Source organism: Rhodococcus sp. NPDC060176, from assembly GCF_042728675.1.
GTDB lineage: Bacteria > Actinomycetota > Actinomycetes > Mycobacteriales > Mycobacteriaceae > Rhodococcus_F.
Map to the genome: position 1 here is coordinate 201,984 of NZ_JBHWYS010000001.1, position 14,044 is coordinate 216,027.

12 protein-coding genes and 1 pseudogene are annotated in these 14,044 nt (G+C 60.4%); 5 read left to right on the plus strand and 8 right to left on the minus strand.

The window, feature by feature from the left end:
• Positions 1-15: 15 nt before the first annotated feature.
• Positions 16-1,173, minus strand: coding sequence for an acyl-CoA dehydrogenase family protein (locus ACFWEM_RS00955; protein ID WP_378530298.1), 1,158 nt, complete (start codon positions 1,171-1,173; stop codon positions 16-18).
• A 40-nt stretch (positions 1,174-1,213) separates the two neighbouring features.
• On the minus strand, positions 1,214-2,017 hold the full coding sequence (locus tag ACFWEM_RS00960; RefSeq protein WP_378530301.1) for an SDR family NAD(P)-dependent oxidoreductase: 804 nt from the start codon (positions 2,015-2,017) through the stop codon (positions 1,214-1,216).
• Between the two features lie 747 nt (positions 2,018-2,764).
• Here ACFWEM_RS00960 and ACFWEM_RS00965 point away from each other — a divergent pair.
• Complete coding sequence (locus ACFWEM_RS00965; protein ID WP_378530303.1) at positions 2,765-4,117, plus strand: MFS transporter; 1,353 nt, start codon at positions 2,765-2,767, stop codon at positions 4,115-4,117.
• 148 nt (positions 4,118-4,265) lie between these two features.
• Entirely contained in the window at positions 4,266-5,495 is a 1,230-nt protein-coding gene (locus ACFWEM_RS00970; protein WP_378530305.1) for a TetR/AcrR family transcriptional regulator, read from the plus strand.
• Between the two features lie 80 nt (positions 5,496-5,575).
• Here the strand turns inward: ACFWEM_RS00970 and ACFWEM_RS00975 are convergent, their stop codons facing one another.
• The 3 genes and pseudogenes from ACFWEM_RS00975 to ACFWEM_RS00985 form a co-directional block, all read right to left on the minus strand.
• Positions 5,576-6,799, minus strand: coding sequence for a lipase family protein (locus ACFWEM_RS00975; RefSeq protein ID WP_378530307.1), 1,224 nt, complete (start codon positions 6,797-6,799; stop codon positions 5,576-5,578).
• Positions 6,800-7,118: 319 nt separating this feature from the next.
• On the minus strand, positions 7,119-7,775 hold the full coding sequence (locus tag ACFWEM_RS00980) for a TetR/AcrR family transcriptional regulator (RefSeq protein WP_378530309.1): 657 nt from the start codon (positions 7,773-7,775) through the stop codon (positions 7,119-7,121).
• A gap of 193 nt (positions 7,776-7,968) precedes the next feature.
• Positions 7,969-8,223 (minus strand): annotated as a pseudogene (locus ACFWEM_RS00985) (DUF1214 domain-containing protein); the annotation flags it as partial.
• A gap of 318 nt (positions 8,224-8,541) precedes the next feature.
• Between ACFWEM_RS00985 and ACFWEM_RS00990 the strand changes: the two are divergent.
• The gene (locus tag ACFWEM_RS00990; protein WP_378530311.1) at positions 8,542-9,246 is read left to right on the plus strand and encodes an SDR family NAD(P)-dependent oxidoreductase; all 705 of its coding nucleotides are present in this window, start codon (positions 8,542-8,544) and stop codon (positions 9,244-9,246) included.
• Positions 9,247-9,304: 58 nt separating this feature from the next.
• Here the strand turns inward: ACFWEM_RS00990 and ACFWEM_RS00995 are convergent, their stop codons facing one another.
• Positions 9,305-9,673 carry a hypothetical protein gene (locus tag ACFWEM_RS00995; RefSeq protein ID WP_378530313.1) on the minus strand — a complete coding sequence of 123 codons (369 nt, stop codon included), beginning with the start codon at positions 9,671-9,673 and terminating at the stop codon, positions 9,305-9,307.
• A 25-nt stretch (positions 9,674-9,698) separates the two neighbouring features.
• On the minus strand, positions 9,699-11,045 hold the full coding sequence (locus ACFWEM_RS01000; RefSeq protein WP_378530315.1) for an APC family permease: 1,347 nt from the start codon (positions 11,043-11,045) through the stop codon (positions 9,699-9,701).
• 147 nt (positions 11,046-11,192) lie between these two features.
• On the opposite strand from ACFWEM_RS01000, the gene ACFWEM_RS01005 reads away from it, so the two are divergent.
• Complete coding sequence (locus ACFWEM_RS01005; protein ID WP_378530317.1) at positions 11,193-11,864, plus strand: DNA alkylation repair protein; 672 nt, start codon at positions 11,193-11,195, stop codon at positions 11,862-11,864.
• Positions 11,865-11,933: 69 nt separating this feature from the next.
• Here ACFWEM_RS01005 and ACFWEM_RS01010 read toward each other — a convergent pair whose 3' ends face one another.
• Entirely contained in the window at positions 11,934-13,304 is a 1,371-nt protein-coding gene (locus tag ACFWEM_RS01010; RefSeq protein WP_378530319.1) for a lysine N(6)-hydroxylase/L-ornithine N(5)-oxygenase family protein, read from the minus strand.
• Positions 13,305-13,616: 312 nt separating this feature from the next.
• On the opposite strand from ACFWEM_RS01010, the gene panD reads away from it, so the two are divergent.
• The gene (gene panD / locus ACFWEM_RS01015) at positions 13,617-14,012 is read left to right on the plus strand and encodes an aspartate 1-decarboxylase (protein ID WP_378532694.1); all 396 of its coding nucleotides are present in this window, start codon (positions 13,617-13,619) and stop codon (positions 14,010-14,012) included.
• The last annotated feature ends 32 nt before the right edge of the window (positions 14,013-14,044 follow it).

Below are 14,044 nucleotides of genomic sequence, written 5' to 3' on the forward strand. Positions count from 1 at the left end.
CGAGTCGGTTGGAGATCAGAGACCGATGTCTTTGGCGATGATGGTCTTCATGACTTCGCTGGTACCGCCGAAAATGCGCGAGACTCTCGTGTCGGCGTACAGGCGAGCGATGGGATATTCGAGGATGTACCCGTAGCCACCGTGCAGTTGTAGGCACTTGTCGATCACGCGGCCTGCCATCTCGGTGCAGAACAGCTTGATGCGTGCAGCATCGGCGGCGGTGAGCTCTCCGGAGTCGTCGAGATCGAGTCCCTTGTCCACCAGCGCCTGCGCGGCAGCGACTTCGGTAGCGCATTCGGCAAGAACGAATTTGGTGTTCTGGAAGGATGCAACAGGCTTACCGAAAACTTGGCGCTGGCGGACGTACTCCGACGCGAACTCGATCGCCGAGGCCGCACAGGCGGTTTGGCCGACACCGATGGAGAGTCTTTCCCGAGGGAGGTTTTGGCCGAGGTAGGAGAAGCCCTTGTCCTGCTCGCCGAGGAGATTCTCGACCGGAACTCGAACATCGGTGAACGACAGTTCGTTGGTGTCGGAAGACTTCATGCCGATCTTGTCGAGCTTGCGTCCGAAGTTGAAGCCGACACTGTCGGTCGGAACCACCAGCAGGCTGAGTCCGAAGCGCCGGTCCTCCGCGGACGGTGCGGAGGTTCGAGCTGCTACGACGCAGAGTTCCGAGTTGCGGGCACCGGTGATGAAGGTCTTGGCACCGTTGAGGATGTAGTGGGTGCCGTCTTCGGACAGGCACGCTGTGGTCTTGATGCCTGCCAGATCCGATCCGGTTCCGGGCTCGGTCATGGCGATGCAGAGCATGGTCTCGCCGCTCGCCACGCCTGGAAGCCACCGTTGCTTCTGCTCGTCGTCGGCAAGGCGCAGCAGGTACGGCAGCACGATGCCGATGCTCACGCCGTAGTGTCCGAAACTTACTGCTGCACGGGCTGTTTCCTCTTGCATGACAGCTTGGAATTTGAAGCTGGTAGGTCCGGCGCCGCCGAACTCCTCGGGGATGTCGAAGCTAGTTGCGCCGAGTTCTGCAAGTTGGTTGAACAACTCACGCGGTACCTGATTCGCGTTCTCCCACTCCGGGTAGTTCGGCGTGACCTGCTTGGCGATGAAGGTCCGGATGGTCTCGCGGAATGCCTCGTGCTCGGGGGCATAGACGGTACGTTTCATGATGCGCTCCTGAAAATTGTGGTGAGATGACGTGCTTGGGTCAGACGCGTCCGGCGTCGACGACGAGGCACTGGCTGTTGATGTAGTCCGATTCGGGAGTGCACAGCAGGTACACCGCCCCCGCGGCTTCCACCGGAGTGCCGCCTCGGCCGAACGGGATCATCTTCGAAGCGACGGCCAAGCGGTCAGGGTTGACGCCGACGCGAATCTCGCGGCCGTCGATCGTCAACGTCGCGTTCGCGTCCGCGGACACCTCGGTCATTCTCGTGATGATCAGTCCGAAGGCCACTGCGTTGACGTTGACCCTGTACCGGCCCCACTCCTTGGCAAGGGTCTTGGTCAGTCCGATCAGGCCGGCCTTGGCGGCGCCGTAGTTGGACTGGCCGGCGTTCCCGTAGTACCCCGACACCGACGACACGTTCACCACCTTGCGGTGGTACTCGGTCGGATTGGCTTTGATGAACGGCTGCGCCGCACGCAGGATGCGGAACGGCGCTTTGAGATTCACGTCCACGATGGTGTCCCACTGCTCGTCGGTCATCTTCTGAATCACCGAGTCCCACGTATATCCGGCGTTGTTGACGATGATGTCCAGACCACCGAAGGTCTCGACCGCAGTGCTGACGAACCGCTCCGCGAAACCGTCCTCGGATACTGAACCCACCACGCTGACTGCTTGTCCGCCGGCCGCCTTGATGTCGTGCTCGGTCTGTGCAGCAGCTTCGGGATCCAAGTCGTTGATTGTCACCGCTGCACCCTCGCGGGCGAATTTGAGTGCGATTTCTCGACCGATCCCACGACCTGACCCGGATACGAGAGCGACCTTTCCCTCCAGGTTACCCACGGTCCCAGTTCCCGCGATCCCATTTCCCACGGTGTCCCCTTTCGAGTGAAGAGTGTTGTAGCGAAACGTAATTGGCGGCATTCCAGACCGGCGGTTGCTCCGGTGCTGCGATGCCTCGAGGCGCCGTAGCTTCGGGAGCTTCATTGGCAATTACTGATGATTCACTTTTAGGCCTTAAAAGTTTGTATGTCAAGCATCTTCGAGGTTGCTGCTGGTCAGATACTGTTCCAATGCATTCACAGTTGCGTGCGAACTTGGCGGGATGGAGCGCCGGTGACGAGTGACGGACACTCTCGAACGCCGGAAGCTGCCGATTGTCACCGCACGAATTGGGGCATTGTGTGGGTGGGTTTCGGAGGAACTGGCTTTTCGGCAAGGTCGCCAGTGTCGTCGATAGTTCTAAGTGACCCTTGACACAGTGAGGAAAATAGCTCAAAGTGAATCTCAAGTAATTCTCTGAAGCGACGTCGCGTGAGAATGCCCGCGTACGGATAGCTGAACTGAAGGCGTTCACTTGAGGGAGGCGGGCATCCACCTGCGTAATTCTTCTTATCTGGCAGTGCTATTCGGTGTTTCGCTCTCGAAGAATGGCTAACTGACGCGTCTTCTCTGTGAAAGCGGAGCGTGATGGATCTCGATTCCGAACATAGATGTGAACTCGAAGTGTCACCAATCCCAGCGGCAAGTCTGCCCTGCACTGCGTTGGCAGCGCCCGTTGACCAAACCGTCTCCCCGAAGGATCCGACAGTGACAACACCCCGGACAACACCACAGGCAACACATCAACAAACGTCTGCGGGCACAGCAGCGCCTGAACCTCTCGAATCACGCCGCCGTGCTTGGGGTTTGACCTCGCTGCTGGTTTTCTTGACCGTCATCAACTGGGGGGACAAAGCGGTGTTGGGCATCATTGCCCAGCCGCTGTCCAAAGAGCTGGGATTGACAGCATCCCAGATCGGACTCGTAGGTAGCCTGTTCTTCCTCACCTTCACGATCGGCGGCTTCTTTTCCGGGGCGATCGCCCGAATAACGACACTGAGATGGGCGCTGGCGATGTTGGCCCTGCTCTGGTCGGCGGCAATGCTTCCGATGGTCATCACGGCGAGTTTTGCTGTGTTGGTGGTCAGTCGGATGCTGTTGGGTTTGGCTGAGGGGCCGAGCGGACCTTTGACACACACCGCCGCGTTCTCCTGGCATCCACCGGCGAAGCGCGGACTTCCGGGTGCGCTTCTCGCGGGATCGGCCTCGCTGGCGAAAATTGCCGTGGCTCCGGCGCTTGCCTTCGTGACGGTCACGTGGGGGTGGCGTGCGGCCGTGGTCTGCATGGCGGTGCTCGGCGTGTTGTGGTGCGTGCTCTGGTTGCCCCTGTGGTCGCAGGGCCCCTACATCCGTAGTGGAAAGCGTCGAGAAGAGGCGGGAGGCAGTGCAGCCGAGACTGACGAGCCGGCGGTGCCGTGGATGCGTATCTTCCGAACGCGGACGTTCATCAGCTGCACAATGCTGGTGATGGCGATTTACGCCATCGTCGCGGTTGTGCTGACCTGGCTTCCGTCCTACTTCGAAGTGGGCCTGGGATACAGCCGACTGCAAGCTGGTTCGATGTTCGCATTCCCCAGCATTGCGGGCCTGATCTTGATGTTGATCCTTTCCTCTTCCGGAGATCGTCTGACTTCACGCGGCGCCACCTCCCGCCTGATTCGAATAATCGTTCCCTCGGTGGGTGTGCTCGTTAGCGGAATGATCATGGTGTTCTTGCCCTACGTGTCGACCCCTGCGCTGGCAGTCGCGATCGTCTCGGTCGGATACGGGTTCCTGGCGTCCGGCTATCCGCTGATCATCGCCACGATCTCTGAAATATGTCCGCCCCGGCAGACTGCCGGAACACTCGGAGTTTTCATGGCAATGATGGGAATCGGGGGTTTGATCGGTCCCTACGTGACCGGACGGATCGTCGACGCTGCCGATACTCCGGCCGCCGGGTATGCCACTGCGTTCCAGGCCTTCGGATTGGTTGCGGTCCTGTTCGCTTTCGGAACCTTGATTTTCGCCAACCCCGAGCGTGACAAGGAGATCGTCTGGAAAGCTACGAGTCGAACGTAGCTACGTGAGGTTCCCGAGTGTGCAGAATTGTAGGTAACTGGACTTTTCTGGTTATGAGTCGTCTTCATGCGAGTGCACTCACTTTGTGAATCTGATGCAATGACCGAATCGACGATAGGATGGCGGCGTGCCACGTGAAAGGGAACCGATGACTGCCGTCCGTCGACCCCGCGACCGTAAGCAACAGATACTGGCAGCAGCAAGCGAGCTGTTCCGGGAGCACGGGTATCACAACATTTCTGTTTCGGATGTCACCGCTCGTGTGGACATCACGACGTCCGCGCTCTATCGCCATTATCGAAACAAGAACAGCCTGCTTTATCACGCGGTTCTGGCCGGGATCGAGTCTCTCAATGAATCTGTCGGCGGTGCAACGGATCTGTACACGTTGCTGACAACGCTGTCGGCAACGTCGGTCGAGCGCCGCGGGCTGCCGCTGTTGTGGCAGCGCGAAGCCAGGTATCTGGACGACGACCAACGAGAGATGCTGCGTAAGAAGTTGCGGGTCAGTACCACTCGCATCTCGGAGCTGGTGCAGGTGCACAGGTCTGGCCTTTCCGACTCCGACAGTCGGCTGCTGGCGTACTCGATCCTTGCGGTGTTCAGCAGTTCGTCGAGTCACCGAATCTCGATGCCTCCCCGCCAGATGGAGGCACTGCTGTTCGACCTTTCGGCGCGTGTTGCCCTGTCCCCCATCGGGTCTGCAGACCCCGACGTTCCCGCTGCGCGCACAGAGGTCATCTCCATACCCGTTTCGCGACGCGAACAACTACTGACTGCGGCGATTCAACTGTTCGACGAACGCGGGTATCGAACGGTCAGCAACGAGGACATCGGCGCGGCCTGCGGCACGACAGGCCAGAACGTGTACAACCACTTCGACACAAAGCTCGACATTCTGTCCACGGCAATCACCCGTGGTTTCGACCGACGTGACCTTGCAGTCAGGCAGGCACTGTCGCAAGTCGGCGATTCGAGCGAGACGCTCGGCATTCTCTTGGGTGTTCATATCGCGTTCGCCCTGGAAGACGGACACCTCATCGGTCTGATGGCGACGGAGCTCGCCGAGCTTCCCGACAACACCCGAAAGGCATGTGTCCAAGCTCAGCGGGACTACCTGGAGTTGTGGGTTCGAGCGCTCAGGGAACTTCGCCCCGGCTTGGATGCCGCCGAGGCGAAGTTCACCGTGAGTGCAGCAATGACGTTGATCGGCAACGCTATCCGTATCGGAAGCGTTCGGCGCCGTGTTGACCTCGCGGACCGGCTGGCGGAGATATGCACTGCTTTGCTGACGCAGTCTTCTGATCCCGCTGCGTCATTGGTGGGCGCCGTCGGTGCAGCTCCGTGTCTCGCCCGAAATTCTGCACCAGAGCAATAGGTGTCACTGATGCCGGTCACTTCGGTTGGCGATCTTTGTCTTCGGCAACAACAGGCCAATGGTGCTCGCAGTCAGTCCCTTCAAGCTCCGCACGCGGAGTTGACGGGTGCCTTGTTGATTCGGTCCCACAAGAACTTTGCCGCAAGCGGCATGCCGGTCACTGTTCCGAAATCGTGGCCGAGAGTTGATCCCGGCAGCAGCGGGGGAGTGATGTCGTCTTGCGTGTATTCCACTGCGGCTCCCAACGCGCACCATCTGTCTCTCAGTGCCGCAACGGAATCCGCGGGAACGATGTCGTCGTTGGTGGAGGTGTGGAGGTATACCGGGTCAGAGGGGGCCGTGCGTCCGATCTGTTGCTCGTCGACGACCGCCGCGAGTTCCGGTTCTTCGGACAGGATCTGAGAGAAAGATTTTCCGTCGGCCGTGTAGTCGGTACTACGAGTGCCCAACGATGTCAGCCCGGTATCCGGCACGCACTGTGTCGCGCTGGTCGTCAGCCATTGCTTTCCCTTGTCGTTGAGCCGCTTGTCGAAGATCGGCCCTAGCTCGGGGTACCTCGCCATCAGGCTGTTGAGGGTGTATCCGACCGCTCCGGTGAGCAGTGACCCGTCAGCCTTTCGGAGAACCTCACGCAGGTCGGGATCGGCTGCCCCCGCATAGGTTCCGAGCACGTTCAACTCGGGTGCCCGTGTGCCGACGATCTCTGCCGCGGACGCGCTCGCCCCTCCGCCTTGGGAGTAACCCCAGAACGCGATCGGTGTGGAGTCGGGCAGATGCCACAATTGATTCGAGGCGCGAGCGGCATCGACGACGGCGTTGCCCTGCTCGACTCTGTTGACGTAGGTGTGTATTCCGGGAGTGCCGAGTCCGATGTAGTCGGGCATCACTACACGAAACCCTGCGGTGAGCAGCAAGCCGGCGTCTGCGACGTTGTAGTTGACGGGCAGGCTCAGTTGAGGACTGATCTGAATGTTGAAGGCCCACGCGAGGTTCTTCGAACCAGCGCATTGATCGCCTTGGCCGAACGTACCCGGAGCAACGACGACGGTGGGCCGTTCACCGGGGCCGCGCCAGGGAAACGCCGGTGTGATGGCTGCGCCCGTAGTAGCCACGGGAGTGCCGTCCACGAGCGTCGAGGTGTACATGATTCTTTCCCCGTTGCCCGGCCACGTGCCGGCTATGCCCGGTATCTGGCCGAGTAAGGGGGTTGTCTCGGACTTGATCATCACTCCCTCCCCCGCCGGCAGCGAAGTCGGTGGTTGGTAAAAGTCCTGCGATTCCGCTTGTGCGAGAACAGGGGTCATGGAAACGGCTCCTGCAGCGAGGAAGCCCACTGTTGCGAGACGGAGTAGTGCAACTTTGTGCATTTCTTCTCAGATCTTCCGTGTAAGACATCATTGTCTAACTTTCTTTCAACGTAGCGCACTTGTGACGGGGCTCGCAATGGTCAATGCTCATCGGGGTTCGCCACAGTTGGCGCGTATGAAGGTGCTCGTGTGGTGAGCTGCGGCCCAGGAAGGTTCTTGGCTTGCCAGAAGTGCCGAAACGCCGAAGGGTTCCGACGAGAGGGGCCGGGTATCGGAGTCGATCAGGGGCTGCGAGCGGTGGCGGGCAGCGATCGAATCAGCTGGTCGAGGCGTCAGTGCCGATCAGTGCGCTGAGAATCGTGGACATGACCTTGACCAGGCTGCCGACGGGCGGACGGGTGGGCGCAGTGCTCCACTGATGTACGAGGGCCATGAGTGCGCCGATGAACGCTGTCGATGCCATTTCGTATCCGCCGGGGGGAACAAAATCCTCACCCACGGCATTTTGAACTGTCGTTTTGAAGAACGCGGCCCATTCTGTGCGTCGTTCTACGCGGTGTGCTTCCACTCGCGGGCTGACCCCGACGATGTCTACGTACGAGATCTGGGCTCGCCGAGGATCAAGGCCGATCGACTCGACGAAAGCCGTCATTGCTGCTTCCGCGAGATCAGCAAGTGTCACAGGGTTTTCGGTGGCGATCGCAGTCAGCATCGCGTCCCGGGCGTCGCTTTGAATCTGGTCGTACAGTGCGATCAGCAGATCCTCGCGGCTGTCGAACTCGTCGTAGAACTGTCGTCTTGCAAGGCTCGCGGCGGTGCAGATATCCGCTACCGAACTCGAGGCGTATCCCTTGTCCGAGAAGACTTCCAGCGCAGCCCAAATGAACTGCAACCGTCTTTCGGCGCGCCGAGCCGACACCGGTCGACCACCGTAGTTTCGAGTCTCGTCGCTGACCTCCTGCACGTCGTACATGATAGTCCCCTCGCCCGGTGGGCGACGCAGAGACCGCAGGCGTAGATCGCTCCACATCGGAAGCGTATGACCTGCTCGGTCCTCCTGTGAAATGCCGAGCCTGAGAAGTACCGGGTTCGTCGACGTCGATCAGGCCGACATCGTCCAACTCCCGTTCTTTCGACATCACTTCGGCTCCGACGCCGTAGAAGCGGAACATCAGCTCGAACGTGACCGAGGCTCCGGTTGCGATGAAGTTCGACTCCAGTCCGGGAATTTCCTTCGGTCCGAAGTACACGTCGAGGGATCCGTCGTCGTTGCCGTCATACATTGTCACAGAACAGTATTGGGAGACAGGTACGCGCATCCGGTACGTGCGATCGGAGAGGAACAGATTGCCTGCGCGATGGCGAATGTTCACAGGGCAAAACTGCCCGACGCCCAACCGTTTGAGACCGATGAAGGCCATGTGATAGACGACGGCGCAGTCGGTGTACGGGTAGACCTCGCCGTTCGCGAAGTTGCCATTCTGTCCTTCGATGAAATCGCGCCCGGCCGCGCAGGTCTCTCCTCGTCGTCGACCGCGGATTGTCCGCCTCGGCGAGCGGATAGATGCCAATCTTGCTGCAGTACTCCAATCCTGAGTCGAGGGCGGCTGCCTGGCTGCTCCCGGCGCATCGCGACTCACTCGAAACGGGTGATGTGCCGGTAGGGACAATTCGGTTCGAACTACCGGCCACGACCGGATCGATAGGATGGGAATGAGCAAGCGACGAAGGGTGAAATTGTGGCGAGGGCGGTTGTTGTCGGTGCGAGCCGAGGTCTTGGTCGTGCGTTGATCGAGGGTCTGAGGAGCGATGGCCACGATGTTCTCGGCATATCGCGTCGGCGTCCTGACGGGTTCGACGTCTCCGAGTGGATCGAAGCCGACCTGACCGACCCTGTTACGGCAGCGAATTCGATCGATCAGGAGCTTGTCGGTGGTGTAGATACCCTGATCTGCAACGTCGGAATTTGGGAAGGGGATGCCTTTACTTCCGATTATGCGTTCACAGATCAATCCGACGTCGAAATGCTGGAAATGATCAATGCCAATGTTACGGGCACGATTCTCTTGCTCAAGCGCCTGATCCCCCGCATGATCAGCCGTCCTCGACCTCGGATCATCCTGACCGGTTCTACCTCGGGTCTCCCACGAAGTGGTAGGCCGGAGGTTGCGTTCGGTGCATCGAAGTCCGCGATCAACGGCATGGCCGACGCGGTGAGAGAGGGCTACCGGAAGGACCGACTCGCAGTGACGGTTCTGCACCTCGGATATCTCAATACAGAAGATGGACTCGAGGTACCCCGAGACATCGCTGCGGCCAGGGGAGAGGGTTCACTGGTCCCGGTGCATGACGTTGTGGACACGGTGCGCTCGATCTCGAGTTTGTCGTCCTCGGCGTCAGTGCGGGAAATAGTCCTCACTGCGATCGACGATCCGCGATTCTGATTCACGGCTGTCGACTCTGTCGGTGAATCTGGTTGCCGAGAAGACGTATTCAGAGAATTTAAACCCCGATCAAGAAGTAAGCTCCGATCAGATACGTCAGGGTGAGTCCCGCCAAGGCCCACGCCAGGTAAGGACGGATGTAGAGGCGCCGCAGCCGGTGTAATCGCAGGGAGGCTCGCAAGAACGCGCCGACGGTCCCGAGCAGCAACATCAGACTGGGGACGAAGACTGCCAGTCGGCGATCTTTCTGTGAGCACAGCAAGGTGTCGGTGCCGAAGCATTCGCCTCGTCGGGAGCCCAACCACACGATCGCGACAACCAGCAACGCGGTAGCCAGAACGACGGACAGCCCGTATGTCAGGGTTCGCCTGTTGATCTTTCGCTCCCGACGCTGAATGACATCTGACGCGTCAGAACTGTCGGTCATCACACCCCCTCCTGAACATCGCACCTCACTTCGTGGATCGACGGTGGGAGAGGGCATACAGCACCACTCCTACGGCCAGGAGCAATGATGCCCGCAACCATGTCGCTGCGCTCTGCTGGGTGAGCAATGCAACGCACGTACCGAGAGCGAGGATCGGAAAGATGATCGGCGTTCGGAAGTGTTTGTGTTGCACTGCGTCACGACGTAAGACCAGGACTGCGATGTTGGTGCTGATGAATACGAAAAGCAGCAGCAGCACCACCGTCTCCGCCAGGGCGGACAACGAGCCGGTGACGCACAGAGCCATGGCAACGGCTGTGGTCGCGACAATCGCCACCCAGGGGGTCCGGCGACGCGGCAGCACCCGTGCAAATGTGCTCGGGAGCAGGCCTTCCGACGCCATTCCGTATGTAAGCCTGCTCGCCATGATCATCGTCAGCAGTGCTCCGTTGGCGACGGCGACCAGTGCGATCAGGCTGAACAGGCGCGGCGGAACACCGACATCGGCGGCAGACACCACTGCCAGCAAGGGGCCGGAGGATGCGGCGAGTTCGTCGGCGGGCAGAACCACCGAGACAGCGAGGCCGACGAGGACATAGGCGGCACCCGCTGTCAGCAAGGCTCCGAACAGTGCGCGTGGGTAGACCTTGCTCACGTTCTTCACTTCTTCGGCGACGTTCGCGGACGTTTCGAAGCCGACGAACGAGTAGTAGGCAAGCAACGCAGCTGCCAACACTGCGAGTGCGGGTGATCGGCTGTCGTCGAATTCGACGACGCGGCTCAGGGTTCCGCCGCCGTGCCCGAGAACTATGCAGGCAAGGACCACAACCAGGACAAGGCCGGTGACCTCGACGACTGTCATGACGACGTTGGCGCGCATCGATTCCTTGATGCCTCTCGCATTGAGAAGTCCCACCAGTAGAAGGAAGACGAGCGCTGCCGGAACGGTCGGGACGTCGATGAACGCTTTGAGATAGTCGCCCGAGAATGCGAGAGCGAGTCCCGCTGCACTCGTGACACCGGCCGCCAGCATCGAGAAGCCGACGAGGAACGAGATCAGTGGTTTCCCATACGCCCGCTGGGCGAACACGGCAGCACCGCCCGCGCGCGGATATTTGGTGACTAGTTCGGCATACGACGTCGCTGTCAACAACGCCATGACCAGCGCTACGAGCAGCGGGACCCAGACGGCTCCACCCACCTCACCGGCGATGACGCCCACCAATGCGTAGATACCGGCACCCAGAACATCTCCGAGGATGAACACGAAAAGGAGTGGGCCGGTTATCGCCCGGGTGAGAGTGTTCGTACCGCCGCCTTCGTCGCGGCGTGCGGTTTCGTCCACGTTCTCGGCCCTCGCGGCGCGTCGCATGTGCAAGGTTCATCCTGTCTTCATGGTGACGTGCCGCCACCTCAGGAGCAGTCATGTACCCAGTGACCGAAGTTTCAAACGTAGGTCGCCCGCCTTTCCGTGCTTTGCTTGTTAGGGGAATCACAGAAGTACTGACTGGAGGACGAAGTGGCCGAAACGACGGTTGCCGCGGTGATGGACGAGTTGGCTGCTCTCGAAGATCCGAAGGCGCGTGCGGTGAACGAGAAGCACGGTGACGATCACGGCGTGAACCTCACAAAGCTGCGCACTGTTGCGAAGCGATTGAAGACTCAGCAGGAACTCGCACAACAGCTTTGGGCGACGGGTGATACCGCGGCGCGATTGTTGGCCATTTTGATCTGTCGCCCGAAGGCGTTCGAGCGTGACCAGTTGGACGTCATGTTGCGTGAGGCCCGCACTCCCAAGGTGCAGGACTGGCTCGTCAACTACGTGGTGAAGAAGAATCCGCACGCCGACGAGTTGCGGGTGGCCTGGACCGCTGACCCTGATCCTGTGGTCGCGAGCGCCGGGTGGGCTCTGACCACCGAACGTGTCGCGAAGAAGCCTGAGGGACTTGACCTTTCAGGGTTACTCGACCTCATCGAGGCGGAGATGAAGGATGCGCCTGATCGCCTGCAATGGGCGATGAATCACTGCCTGGCTCAGATCGGGATCGAACATGCCGAGTATCGCGCCAGGGCAATCGACATCGGTGAGCGGCTGCGAGTGCTCGAGGATTACCCGACGCCCCCGAACTGCACCTCGCCGTTTGCGCCCATCTGGATCTCGGAGATGGTGCGGCGACAGGCCGCCGAGTAGAGAGGCCAGCTCTTCCCGCGGCGGCCCGGTGACGGCAAGCGTCAGTTACGCGACTATCGGTGTTCGGAGCTATCGGGTCGCAAGACTGTTCGGCGTGTTGTCCCTTCCTGTGGCTGCCTCGACCGTGAAGCCTTCATTTCGAGGATCGTTTCGCGGAAAGCGATGTGCAACTACCGAGCCGAGAATCTCCCCTGCACGGACGGCCACGTTCGACAGAAGTGACGCAGTCAGCCCGTGTGTCTTTTCGGTGCCGCCTTGCAGGTAAATGCCCGCCCGGACTTCCGGTTTCGTGGTGAGGCGGTAATCCCGCGCCACTTCCGTCGCCGAATCACTTACGGGTGCGAGGTCACCGAGGATCTCTCGCAGCGGCATCGGCGTGAACCCGGTTGCGAGCACGACAGCGTCGCAGGAAAGCGTGTCGGTGACGCCGTCGAGAGTGCTGCGGACGCTGACGTCGATACCGTCCTGGCCTTCGATCACGTTCGTGATGTACGACGCCTTGCGCATGAACAAGCGCCGCTTGCCGCGGACAATCTCCTGGTATTCGGTCGTGTAGAGCTCGTTGATCAGCTCGATGTCGACGACGGAGTAGTTGGTTCCCTTGTGAAGGGAGAGGAGGCGCTCCCGTTGTTCCGGTGTCGTGGCATGCAATTCGTCGACGGTCGAGGGGTCGAAAATCCGGTTGGCGTACGGGCTGTCGTCGGCGGGGCTGTAGCCGTAGCGGGCGAAGACGCTGTGCACCTCGGCATTCGGATAGTGCCGGTGCAGGTACTGCACTACCTCTGCGGCGCTCTGTCCGGCTCCGAGTACGACGAAACGCTGATGGCGCAGTTCGGGGAGGTTCTGGAGGTGGAACAGGAACTGGTGATTGTGGAAGCACCGGGGTGACGGGGCTGCCCATTCAGGCAGCCGCGCACGCAGACCCGCACCGACCACGACGTTGCGTGTCCGCAGGATCTCACCCGCGGACGTCTCGACGCTGAACTCGTCGACAGTGCCGCTGGAGGATCTGGATCCGGTGATCCCAGTCACAGTGGCGCCGTATTTGACGTCGGCGTCGACTCGATCGGCCGCCCACCGGAGGTAGTCGTCGAACTCGTGGCGAGTGGGGAAAAAGGTTTGGTGATTGACGAAGTCCACAAGTCGACCCTTGTCGAACAGGTAGGTGAAGAAACTGTAGGAACTCCTGGGGTTCCGAAATGTCACCAGATCCTTCGGGAACGCGATCTGCATCGTTGCTCCGTCGAGGAGCATGCCTGGATGCCAGGCAAAGGCGAGTTGTCGTTCGACGAAGCGGGCGCTGATGCGATCGGCGGGGATACACGTCGCGTTGTGCTCCTCGATCGCAATCGCCAGAGCCAGGTTCGAAGGTCCGAAGCCCACCCCGACGATGTCGAGTGCGCCGGGTGTCGAATCTTCTTTCGCCCGAGTCGAAGTCATGGTATCAGTCCATCCTCGCCGTTGGCGGCGGTACGAATATGTCGTCGGCCCGGTCTCGGCCAAGTAGTAGTGCAGCCTAACCTGATTCTGCGTTGCGGTGGGGTCCGCGTGCTTCGTCCGGTCCGCGTTCCGGAGTCTCGGACGTTTGTCCATGACGGTTTCACGAAAGGCCCTGTGCAGCACGGATTGTCTCTGGTCCTGGGGGTTCGCCGGCGGGCTCGGCAGATCGCACCGCACCGGTCCCATTTGGTGGAATTGCTACAACCCACCGATTGCTTGGGATAGGCTACCCTTCTGAACGTGAATCGAATCATGCTCTCAGGGAAGATCCACCGTGCAACCGTCACACAGGCCGATCTGCACTACGTCGGATCGGTCACGATCGACGTAGATCTCATGGAGGCAGCCGATCTACTCGAGGGGGAACAGGTCCACATAGTCGACATCGACAACGGCGCGCGGCTGGAGACCTATGCGATCGCCGGCGCACGCGGTTCTGGCGTAATCGGCATCAATGGCGCTGCTGCGCACCTTATTTCACCAGGTGACTTGGTGATCATCATGTCCTACCGACACCTCGACGATCGCGAGTTGGCCGATTTCGTGCCCCGAGTAGTGCACGTCGACTCGGCGAACACGATCGTCGAGCTGGGATCGGACCCAGCCGAGCCGGTTCCCGGCGCACAGGACCAGTACGCCAGTCGCTGACAGCCGGGTCGCTGAATCTTTCACGCGGGGTT